The sequence below is a fragment of the Roseovarius sp. genome, from assembly GCF_018066915.1.
Taxonomy (GTDB): Bacteria; Pseudomonadota; Alphaproteobacteria; order Rhodobacterales; family Rhodobacteraceae; genus Roseovarius.
Genome location: NZ_JAGPVV010000115.1, coordinates 1 through 9,629, shown reverse-complemented (window position 1 = coordinate 9,629; position 9,629 = coordinate 1). Strand labels below are relative to the sequence as shown.

Below are 9,629 nucleotides of genomic sequence, written 5' to 3'. Positions count from 1 at the left end.
CGAAGCAGTGCGGGATCTTCGAAGTCTGGCGCTATGAAGTTTGCTGGAAAGAAGACATTGGTTGAAAGTCGTTTACAATAACGCGCGGAATCAAGGCGTGCTGCGCTGCCACGCGATCGCCGGGCTGCCCCCCGGCCTGGCGATTTTGAGGCGTCGCACTCCGTCTTTGGGTCACACTTATTTGGCGGGGATAAAGTGGCAGCCACAACCGTTGCTTCGCCAGACCGCGGCCCGTCGACCGCACGGCTGGCTCTCCCGAGGACAACGCGCGACAGGCCGCATGAGATCCCCGTCTTCGCGGGGATGACGGGAAAAGGGGGCGAGGAGTCCGCTTTCGCAAGGATGACAGGGGAAGGGGGATGGCCCCCATCACGCCCCTTGTCGCCGCCCCTCGGCCCGCTTATCTTCCATGATGCAGCACCGGCCCCGCGCCGTGCCTGCTGCGCCCGAGGGCTCATCGCCCTGACCCTGTCAGGCCCCCTGATCCCCTGAGCACGACCCGGCCCGGCACCCTGCCTGACCGGGATCTTTCAGGAGACACTCCCATGTCCAAAGGAAAAAGCCAGAGCAACCGCGAGGCCAAGAAGCCCAAGAAGGAAAAGCCCAAGGTTCTCGCCACCGCGAATTCCAACAGTGGCAAGAACGCCACCGTGATCGCGGGCAAAGCGGTCAAGTAAGCGCAGGGTGGGTTTCAGCCCACCCTCGAACCCTGATGATTTGACGGTGCTGCGACGGGGCCATAGCCCCGCGCGCGCTGCTCAGGCCGAGCGCAGGCCGGTTTCCACCAGAAGCCCCTTGCGCTTGGCCTCGTAATAATAGCCCCGCGCATACCACATGATCGCGGCATCGGGATCGCCATTCGCCACGATATAGGCCCCGCGCAGGTATTTGACCCCGTATTTCAGATTGGTTTCGGCATCGAGGAGTTCCGAGGCTGGCCCCTTGTGCCCCATGCCGCGCGCGGTCTGGGGCAGGATTTGCAGCAGGCCGTAATAGGGCCCGTTGCGCGCACCGGGGCGATGCCTGCTCTCGCGGATTGCCAGACGATGCACAAGGCTGCGCGGCACCTCGTAGTAATCGGCGTATTTGTTGATGAGGCGGCGCAACTCTGGTGTTTCATTCGGATGAAGCGGCGGCTCGAACGGGGCGTTGCGGCTGGAAACTTCGGGTTCGGGACGCGCACAGGCGGCGAGCGGGGCAACCGCGATGAAACCCAGAACAAGACGGCGACTGATGAAAGACATGGCGGCTCCTGAAAAAACGCTGCGCGCAAGATGCCCGGATCGTGCAAGGCGCGCCAGAGGGCTTGTGTGTGACCGGCGAAACCCCGCCACCTTGCCAAATCCCGCCACCCGCGTCATGTAAGGGCCATGACCCAGACCCTGCTTTCCTTTGGCCACGGATTTTCCGCCCGCGCCCTTGCCGCCCGCCTCGTGCCGCAGGGTTGGGCCATCATTGGCACCACCCGCAGCCCCGACAAGACCGAGGAATTGCGGTGCGAGGGGGTGACGCCCGCGCTCTGGCCTGACGAGGATCTGGCGCCTGCTCTGGCCTCTGCGACGCATCTGTTGATTTCCGCCGCACCGGACACGGGCGGCGATCCGGTGCTGGCGCGCTACCATGCGGCGATTGCCGAGGCGGCGCAGCGGCTGGAGTGGGTGGGCTATCTCTCGACCACCGGGGTTTACGGCGATCACGCCGGCGGTTGGGTGGATGAGGCGACACCGCTCACCCCGTCCACCAGACGCGGTCAGATGCGGGTTGAGGCCGAGGCCGCGTGGCAGGCCATTCCCGGTCTTCCGCTGCATATCTTTCGCCTTGCGGGGATTTATGGCCCCGGTCGTGGCCCGTTCGAGAAGGTGCGCCAAGGCACGGCGCGGCGGATTGTCAAACCCGGTCAGGTCTTTAGCCGCATCCATGTGGAGGATATCGCGCAGGTGCTGGAGGCCTCGATCAAGCGCCCCAATCCGGGCGCGGTCTATAACCTCTGCGATGACGATCCTGCCCCGCCGCAGGATGTGATCGGCCATGCTGCCGAATTGCTCGGTCTGCCGCTGCCCGAAGAAGTGGCCTATGACGAGGCCGAGATGACGCCGATGGCGCGGTCGTTCTATGCGGAATCAAAGCGTGTCTCGAACCGCCGGATCAAGGAAGAGTTGGGGATAGACCTCATCTATCCTGATTACCGATCCGGGTTGCAGGCGCTCTTGGCTGCTGGCGATTAGCGCAGACTCAGGTCTTGGCGATGATCCGGTTGACATGGCCCATCTTGCGGCCCGGCTTGGCCTCTGACTTGCCGTAAAGGTGCAGCGAGACGCCGGGCGCGCGCGCGAGGTCCGGCACGCGGTCCATGTCAGCGCCGATCAGGTTTTCCATCACCACATCGGCATAACGGGTGCCATCGCCCAAGGGCCAACCCGCCACCGCGCGGATATGCTGTTCGAATTGGTCGATGGCGCAGCCCTGTTGCGTCCAATGGCCCGAATTATGAACGCGCGGCGCGATTTCGTTGACGATGAGGCCCTTGGGCGTCACGAAGAGCTCGACCCCCATGACACCGACATATTTCAGGCTGTTTAGGATCTTGGCCGCCAAGAGCACCGCATCCGTGCGCTGCGCCGCCGTGAGCCGCGCGGGCACGGTGGTGGTGCGCAGGATGCCGCCCTCATGCACATTCTCACCGGGATCATAGCAGGCCAAATCGCCCGCACTGTTGCGCGCGGCAATCACGGAGACCTCATGGCTGAAGGTGACAAAGCCCTCATAGATCGCGGGCTGTCCGGCCATGTCAGCCAGCGCCTGTTCGGCATCGGCAGGGGACATGATCCGCGCCTGCCCTTTGCCGTCATAGCCAAAGCGTCGGGTCTTGAGGATGGCAGGCGTGCCGATTTCGGCCATCGCCTCGGCCAGGTCCACGGCATCATCCACAGCCGCAAAGGGTGCGGTCATCAGCCCCAGATCGCTCAGAAATGACTTTTCCAACAGCCGATCCTGACTGACCTTGAGCGCGCGGCGGTCGGGGCGCACGGGGCGCAACCTCTCCAGCAGATCGAGGGCTGCGGTGGGGATATTCTCGAATTCGTAGGTGATGACATCGACGGCGTCGGCAAACCGGCGCAGCGCATCTTCGTCCGTATACTCGGCCTGAATATGGCACTCTGCCACATGGCTCGCGGGGCAATCGCCACCCGGCTCAAAGATCACGGTCTTGAACCCCAGCCGCGCGGCGGCGACCGAGAGCATGCGGCCCAATTGACCACCACCGAGGATTCCGATGGTCGCTCCTGTGGCAAGCGTATCAGTCATCGGCAGGCTCATCAGGAATAGAGGCCGAGAGAGCCGCGCGCCAATCGTCGAGGCGCTGCGCGAGGTCGGTATCGGAGTTGGCAAGAATTGCTGCCGCCATCAGCCCGGCATTGGCCGCCCCCGCTGCCCCTATGGCCATGGTGGCCACCGGGAAACCCTTGGGCATTTGCACGATCGAATAGAGACTATCCACGCCCGACAGCGCCCGCGTTTGCACCGGCACGCCGATCACCGGCACACGCGTCTTGGACGCCATCATCCCCGGCAGATGCGCAGCGCCACCCGCACCCGCGATGATCACCTGCAAGCCGCGCTCGACCGCCGATTTGCCATAATCCCAGAGCCGATCCGGCGTGCGATGCGCCGAGACAATGCGGGTTTCATAGGCCACGCCCAATTCATCCAGAATTTGCGCTGCCTCGCGCATGGTGGGCCAGTCGGATTGACTGCCCATGATGATGCCGATTTTCACGCCTGCCATATAACGCCCCTCGTGTCGAAGCGCGCACTATACTGATCATCGGCGGCTACGCAATGATGTCCGGATAAAGCCGATCCTCGATCCGGGCGATCATGTCGCGCAGCCAGAGCTTTTTCTTCTTGAGCCGCTGGATCATCAACTGATCCGCCGTGCCCTTGTCCTGCAACGCGCGAATGGCCTCGTCGAGATCGCGATGTTCGCGGCGGAATTCCTCCAATTCGACGCGCAACACATCCTCGGATTTCATCGACAGGTCGCTAAAGGCATTCATGGCACGCGATTCCTCTTGGGTCGTAGGCGCATAAGATACCGAAACGCAGCGCGTTCGCAAAGCCCTTGCACGCATGCGGACCAAACCCCATATTCGGTCGGAGGCCGCCGAAACGGGGCCTGCACAATGGACGGTCGCTTACGCTCAAGGACGTGTCGATGACAAAGCTTACTCTGGGGTCACACCCCTATATGCTGGGGTTTGAACAACTGGAACGCATGCTGGAACGCAGCGCGAAATCCGGAAACGAGGGTTATCCGCCCTTCAATATCGAACAGACCTCGCAGAATTCCTATCGCATCACGCTGGCTGTGGCAGGGTTCTCGGAGGAGAATCTGGCGATCACTGTCGAGGATCGCCAACTGGTGATCCGGGGCCGTCAGAGCGACGAGGCCGAAGACAGGCTCTATCTGCATCGCGGGATTGCGGCGCGTCAATTTCAGCGCTCTTTCGTTTTGGCGGACGGGGTCGAGGTGGGCGAAGCGATCATGGAAAACGGTCTCTTGCATGTCGATCTGACGCGGGCGCAGCCCGAACCGGTCGTGCAACGGATCAAGATAAACAAGGGGTAAGCGATCATGGACACGCGATATGATTTCGGACAGGAGACTGATCATCCCATCGTCTATGTGCGCGCGGTCAAGGTGGGCGATCTGCCCGCCGACATGCGCGATCAGGTGGGCGATCTGACGACGCTTTATGCGGTGCATACCGCCGAGGGTGAGCGTCTTGCGCTTGTGCGTGACCGAAAGCTGGCATTTCTTCTGGCGCGTCAGAACAACATGGAGCCGGTCACGGTCCACTGAGGCGCGACAGCGCCGGTGTCGGAATGACAAAGGGCCGCCCCGCAAGGGACGGCCCTTTTTGATGAAAGGCGAGGAGGCGCTCAGCCTGCGATCAAGCCGAGGCTTTCAAGCTTGAGAATGACCTGATGCGCGCAGTTGTCGACATCCACATTCTCGGTCTCGACGCGCAGCTCGGGATTCTCGGGCACGTCATAGGGATCGGAAATGCCGGTGAACTCCTTGATCTTGCCTTCGCGCGCGAGTTTGTAGAGCCCCTTGCGGTCGCGGCGTTCACATTCCTCGAGCGAGGTCGACACATGCACCTCGACGAAGGCGCCGAATTGCTCGACATCCTCGCGCACAGCGCGGCGGGTCGCGGCATAGGGCGCGATGGGCGCACAGATGGCAATACCGCCGTTCTTGGTGATCTCGGAGGCGACATAGCCGATGCGGCGAATGTTGAGGTCGCGATGTTCCTTGGAAAACCCAAGCTCGGAGCTGAGGTTCTTGCGCACAAGATCGCCGTCAAGCAGGGTCACAGGGCGTCCGCCCATCTCCATCAGTTTGACCATAAGGGCGTTGGCAATGGTGGATTTGCCCGAGCCGGAAAAGCCGGTGAAGAACACGGTAAAGCCCTGCTTGGAACGGGGCGGCCGGGTGCGACGCAGTTCGCGCACCACTTCGGGGAACGAGAACCACTCGGGGATTTCAAGACCTTCGGCCAGACGGCGGCGCAGTTCGGTGCCCGAAATGTCGAGCACGGTCGATCCCTCCGGCACTTCGGAAATCGGGTAATACTGCGCTTTTTCCTGCACATAGACCATGTGTTTGAAATCGACCATCTCGAGGCCGATTTCGTCCTGATACTGCTTGAACAGCTCTTGTGCATCATAGGGGCCGTAGAAATCCTTGCCGGCAGAGTTCTTGCCCGGACCGGCGTGATCGCGACCGACGATGAAATGCGTGCAGCCATGGTTCTTGCGGATCAGGCCGTGCCAGACCGCCTCCCGCGGGCCAGCCATACGCATCGCGAGATTGAGCAGGCTCATCGTGGTGGTGGCACCCGGATATTTGTCCAGAACCGCCTCGTAGCAGCGCACGCGGGTAAAGTGATCGACATCGCCCGGTTTGGTCATGCCGACAACAGGGTGAATGAGCAGGTTGGCCTGCGCCTCGCGGGCGGCGCGGAAGGTCAGTTCCTGATGCGCGCGGTGCAGCGGATTGCGGGTCTGGAAGGCCACAACGCGGCGCCAACCCAGCTTGCGAAAGAGCGCGCGCAATTCATTGGGCGTGTCGCGGCGGCCACGGAAATCGTAATGCACGGGCTGTTGAATACCGGTGACGGGACCGCCCAGATAGACCTTGCCCGCCGTGTGATGCAGGTAGTTCACTGCAGGGTGTGCCAGATCATCGGCACCGAATACATGCTCGGCCTCGCGCGCCTTGTTGGGTGTCCAGCGGTCGGTGACAGTCATGGTGGCGAGGATCACGCCCTCTTGGTCGCGCAGGGCGATATCCTGGCCGATTTCCAGCGTGTCCGCGAATTTCTCGTTTACATCGAGGGTGATGGGCATCGGCCAGAGCGTGCCATCGGCCAGCCGCATGTTCTCGACCACACCGTCATAATCGGCCTCGCTGAGAAACCCCTTGAGCGGGTTGAAGCCACCGTTCATCAAGAGTTCCAGATCGCAGATCTGGCGCGGGCTCAGATCCCAGCTTGTGAGGCTCGCGGCCTCGACTTTGAGCTTTTGTGCACTCTCGTACGAGACATAGAGTTCGGGCACGGGGGCGAGATTGGGCAATGACATTGGAATCCTCGGATAATGGCGTTTTCAGAGTTGTTGCAGAGGCAACGTGCTGCGGCGCGGCTTAGACCCGGAGGGGGCCGGAAATCAAGGCATAGCGGCATTGCGCGTGTATTTGAGGCAAAAATGACGCGAAAAGACGCCGATGGCGAACATCGGAATTTGTAATGCCTGATCTGGCGAACGTCACGCGCAAATGGAACGCGTTATGCGATAGATCAATCCGCCTCAGTTGATCAGACCGGCGTGGCGCATGCCATCCTCGACCAGCGCCTTGGTCGGATCGCTAAGGCCAACCAGGGGCGAGCGGACTTCTTCGCTGCAGAGCCCAAGCCGTGACATCGCGTATTTGACACCCACCAGCCCCGGTTCGACAAAGATCGCGCGATGCAGCGGCATCAGACGGTCCTGCAACTCGAGCGCCTTGGCATAGTCGCCCGCCAGCGTTGCCTCTTGCACTTGGGCCACCAGCTTGGGCGCGACATTGGCGGTGACGGAGATCACGCCAAGCCCGCCTTGGGCGTTGAACCCATGGGCGGTGGCATCTTCGCCGGAAATCTGGAGGAAATCCTTGCCGCACGTGATGCGCTGCGCACAGACCCGCGCCAGATCGCCCGTTGCGTCCTTGACCCCGATGATGCGCGGCAATTGCGCCAGCTTGCCCATCGTATCAGGCGTCATGTCCACGACAGAGCGGCCGGGACTATTGTAGATGATGATCGGCAGATCGCAGCAATCATGCAGCGCGGTGAAATGCGCGATCAGCCCGGCCTGCGTCGGCTTGTTGTAATAGGGGGTCACGACCAATGCTGCATCTGCCCCGACCTTGTGGGCGTGCTGCATCAACCGGATGCCTTCCAGCGTGTTGTTGGACCCTGCGCCCGCGATCACCGGAATCCGGCCTGCGGCGGCGCGCACCACCTCTTCGACGACCATCTCATGTTCCTGATGGGTGAGTGTCGGGCTCTCGCCCGTGGTGCCCACGGGGACAAGGCCATGGCTGCCTTCGCCGATATGCCACTCCACCAGTTTCTTGAGCGTTTCCACATCCACTGCGCCGTTCTTGAACGGCGTGACCAGGGCAGGAAAAGATCCTCTGAACATGACACGCTCCTCTTGCTGACGTTTGGGCGGGACCCGCTGTGATTTCGGGCCATCGGCGGCAGTTCGCACATCGCCACCGGCATCGTGCATGGACGCGGGCGCGCGGGCCGCTTAGGCTGGCGTTGTCTATCCTTCGCAAAAGCGGAAAATGCAAGAGATGTTGCGCGCGCTGATCATGGTTTTGGGGCTGAGTCTGTCGGTTTCGACGGGGTATGCGTCTGATCTGCCACGCAAGGCACCGCGCCCTCTGGCCAGTGCGCTTGATGCCATGCAGGGCGGGCGTTGGGAGGTGGCGGCGAGTCTGGCGCGGCGTGATGGCATCGCCGCCGCGGACCTGATCGAATGGCACCGCCTGCGCGCGGGGTTGGGCGAACCGCGTGCGATCCTCGATTTTCTGGGCCGCAACGCCCATTGGCCCGGTCTCGATCATCTGCGTCAGCAGAGCGAAGAGCCAATGACACACGCCGATTTTGACGATGTGCTGGCCTTTTATGAGGGCTACACGCCGCAGACCGGCACCGGCGCGCTCAGCCTAGCGCGGGCGCTCATGGCACGCGGGCGGCAGGGCGAGGCCGAGATTGGCCTTGTGCTCGCATGGCGCACGCTGGACCTGAGTCGCGCCGAACATGACGATTTCCTGCGCGAATTCGGGACGCTCTTGGCCCCTCATCACGAGGCCCGGTTGGAAATGGCACTCTGGCGCGGCTTGGGTGACGTGACGGACATGCTGCCCTTGGTCCCGGAGGAGGCGCGCCGTTTGGCGAAGTTGCGCGAGACTGTGAAGCGTGACGGCGGCAAGGGGCTGACCGAGGCCGAGGCGCGCAATCCCGGTATCGCGTTCGAACTCTTTACCCGCCACCTGAGCAACGCGCCCGAGGACGCCATTGCCGTCCTCTTGCGTCAGAGCCGCATCAAGGCGGGGCTGGGAGAGCCGGAACGCTGGGCCAGTTGGCGGCGCACCCTTGCGCGCCAGAGCATGCGCGCGGGCAAGGCGCAACTGGCCTATGACATCGCGTCTGTGCATCAGTTGGTCGAGGGGTCGAATTACGCCGATCTCGAATGGCTCTCGGGCTATCTCGCGCTGACCTATCTCAAGGCTCCTGACCTTGCGCTTGACCATTTCCAGCGCTTTCGCGCTGCGGTCGCCACGCCGATTTCGCTGGGGCGCGCGGGCTATTGGATTGGCCGCACCCAAGAAGCATTGGGCGATCCCGAGGCGGCGCAATTGGCCTATGCAGAAGGGGCCGCCTATCAGACCAGCTTTTACGGGCTATTGGCCGCCGAGGCGGGCGGGCTGCCCTTTGATCTGCGCCTTGCGGGGAATGAGGCAACGCCAGAGTGGCGCAGCGCCGCGTTTGCCCAAACCGACCTGCATGAGATCGGCACGCTCGCCCTGCGCATGAATGATCTGAGCCTTGCGCGGCGGTTTTTTCTGCATCTGGCCGAATCCCAAGATCGCACGGGCCTGATGCAGATGGGCCATATGCTCGAAGACCTCGAGCAGCCTCATCTTCAGGTGATGCTGGGCAAGACGGCGGCAGAGCGGGGGGTGATCGTAGAGCGCCCCTATTACGCCCTGCATCCGATGGCGGATATGGACCTTCCCACGCCGATGGAACTGGCCCTTGCCATTGCCCGGCGTGAGAGCGAATTCAACCATGTGGTTGTCAGCGGTGCGGGCGCGCAGGGGTTGATGCAGCTCATGCCCGGCACAGCGCGGGACGTGGCGCGCGATTTGGGCCTGCTTTATGTGCCGTCGGATGTGCTGAATGACTGGGTTTATAACGCACGGCTGGGCTCTGCCTATCTGGCGGGGTTGGGTGCGCGGTTTGGCGGTAATATCGTGCTGGTGTCGGTGGGCTATAACGCCGGTCCGG

The 9,629-nt window shown here is 62.4% G+C and carries 11 protein-coding genes; 5 read left to right on the top strand and 6 right to left on the bottom strand.

The genetic code is table 11. The features are described 5' to 3' along the window. Window positions 1–545: 545 nt before the first annotated feature. Window positions 546–677, top strand: a complete 132-nt coding sequence (locus tag KBT70_RS06275; RefSeq protein WP_008281428.1) for a hypothetical protein — start codon at window positions 546–548, stop codon at window positions 675–677. A gap of 81 nt (window positions 678–758) precedes the next feature. Here the strand turns inward: KBT70_RS06275 and KBT70_RS06270 are convergent, their stop codons facing one another. Continuing rightward, on the bottom strand, window positions 759–1,244 hold the full coding sequence (locus KBT70_RS06270) for a lytic transglycosylase domain-containing protein (protein WP_296629884.1): 486 nt from the start codon (window positions 1,242–1,244) through the stop codon (window positions 759–761). 126 nt (window positions 1,245–1,370) lie between these two features. Between KBT70_RS06270 and KBT70_RS06265 the strand changes: the two genes are divergently transcribed. Further along, window positions 1,371–2,225, top strand: coding sequence for an SDR family oxidoreductase (locus KBT70_RS06265; protein WP_296629882.1), 855 nt, complete (start codon window positions 1,371–1,373; stop codon window positions 2,223–2,225). 7 nt (window positions 2,226–2,232) lie between these two features. Here KBT70_RS06265 and KBT70_RS06260 read toward each other — a convergent pair whose 3' ends face one another. From KBT70_RS06260 to KBT70_RS06250, 3 genes are read right to left on the bottom strand one after another with little or no spacing between them, the layout of a single operon-like run. Further along, on the bottom strand, window positions 2,233–3,306 hold the full coding sequence (locus tag KBT70_RS06260; protein ID WP_296629875.1) for a 5-(carboxyamino)imidazole ribonucleotide synthase: 1,074 nt from the start codon (window positions 3,304–3,306) through the stop codon (window positions 2,233–2,235). Then, the gene (gene purE / locus KBT70_RS06255; RefSeq protein ID WP_296629872.1) at window positions 3,299–3,787 is read right to left on the bottom strand and encodes a 5-(carboxyamino)imidazole ribonucleotide mutase; all 489 of its coding nucleotides are present in this window, start codon (window positions 3,785–3,787) and stop codon (window positions 3,299–3,301) included. Before purE ends, KBT70_RS06260 begins: the two co-directional genes overlap by 8 nt. Window positions 3,788–3,833: 46 nt before the next feature. After that, a complete protein-coding gene (locus KBT70_RS06250; RefSeq protein ID WP_008281433.1) occupies window positions 3,834–4,058 on the bottom strand; it encodes a DUF465 domain-containing protein in 225 nt (74 codons plus the stop codon). Window positions 4,059–4,216: 158 nt separating this feature from the next. Here KBT70_RS06250 and KBT70_RS06245 point away from each other — a divergent pair, with 158 nt between their 5' ends. Together KBT70_RS06245 and KBT70_RS06240 are read left to right on the top strand one after the other, a co-directional pair. Further along, the gene (locus tag KBT70_RS06245; RefSeq protein WP_296629865.1) at window positions 4,217–4,630 is read left to right on the top strand and encodes an Hsp20 family protein; all 414 of its coding nucleotides are present in this window, start codon (window positions 4,217–4,219) and stop codon (window positions 4,628–4,630) included. 6 nt (window positions 4,631–4,636) lie between these two features. Further along, the gene (locus tag KBT70_RS06240) at window positions 4,637–4,864 is read left to right on the top strand and encodes a DUF1150 family protein (protein WP_296629862.1); all 228 of its coding nucleotides are present in this window, start codon (window positions 4,637–4,639) and stop codon (window positions 4,862–4,864) included. A gap of 80 nt (window positions 4,865–4,944) precedes the next feature. On the opposite strand, the gene KBT70_RS06235 is transcribed toward KBT70_RS06240, so the two are convergent. Together KBT70_RS06235 and dapA are read right to left on the bottom strand one after the other, a co-directional pair. Beyond that, complete coding sequence (locus KBT70_RS06235) at window positions 4,945–6,651, bottom strand: bifunctional sulfate adenylyltransferase/adenylylsulfate kinase (protein WP_296629859.1); 1,707 nt, start codon at window positions 6,649–6,651, stop codon at window positions 4,945–4,947. A 225-nt stretch (window positions 6,652–6,876) separates the two neighbouring features. After that, on the bottom strand, window positions 6,877–7,752 hold the full coding sequence (dapA, locus tag KBT70_RS06230) for a 4-hydroxy-tetrahydrodipicolinate synthase (RefSeq protein WP_296629856.1): 876 nt from the start codon (window positions 7,750–7,752) through the stop codon (window positions 6,877–6,879). 148 nt (window positions 7,753–7,900) lie between these two features. On the opposite strand from dapA, the gene KBT70_RS06225 reads away from it, so the two are divergent. Then, window positions 7,901–9,629: lytic transglycosylase domain-containing protein (locus tag KBT70_RS06225; RefSeq protein WP_296629853.1), on the top strand; the 1,729-nt coding region annotated here is incomplete at its 3' end.

Excerpts from the sequence above, each read along its gene's own strand:
- dapA (WP_296629856.1), bottom strand. The coding sequence starts at position 7,752 with ATGTTCAGAGGATCTTTTCCTGCCCTGGTCACGCCGTTCAAGAACGGC.
- KBT70_RS06245 (WP_296629865.1), top strand. The coding sequence starts at position 4,217 with ATGACAAAGCTTACTCTGGGGTCACACCCCTATATGCTGGGGTTTGAA.
- KBT70_RS06240 (WP_296629862.1), top strand. The coding sequence starts at position 4,637 with ATGGACACGCGATATGATTTCGGACAGGAGACTGATCATCCCATCGTC.
- KBT70_RS06270 (WP_296629884.1), bottom strand. The coding sequence starts at position 1,244 with ATGTCTTTCATCAGTCGCCGTCTTGTTCTGGGTTTCATCGCGGTTGCC.
- KBT70_RS06260 (WP_296629875.1), bottom strand. The coding sequence starts at position 3,306 with ATGACTGATACGCTTGCCACAGGAGCGACCATCGGAATCCTCGGTGGT.
- KBT70_RS06265 (WP_296629882.1), top strand. The coding sequence starts at position 1,371 with ATGACCCAGACCCTGCTTTCCTTTGGCCACGGATTTTCCGCCCGCGCC.
- KBT70_RS06235 (WP_296629859.1), bottom strand. The coding sequence starts at position 6,651 with ATGTCATTGCCCAATCTCGCCCCCGTGCCCGAACTCTATGTCTCGTAC.
- purE (WP_296629872.1), bottom strand. The coding sequence starts at position 3,787 with ATGGCAGGCGTGAAAATCGGCATCATCATGGGCAGTCAATCCGACTGG.
- KBT70_RS06275 (WP_008281428.1), top strand. The coding sequence starts at position 546 with ATGTCCAAAGGAAAAAGCCAGAGCAACCGCGAGGCCAAGAAGCCCAAG.
- KBT70_RS06250 (WP_008281433.1), bottom strand. The coding sequence starts at position 4,058 with ATGAATGCCTTTAGCGACCTGTCGATGAAATCCGAGGATGTGTTGCGC.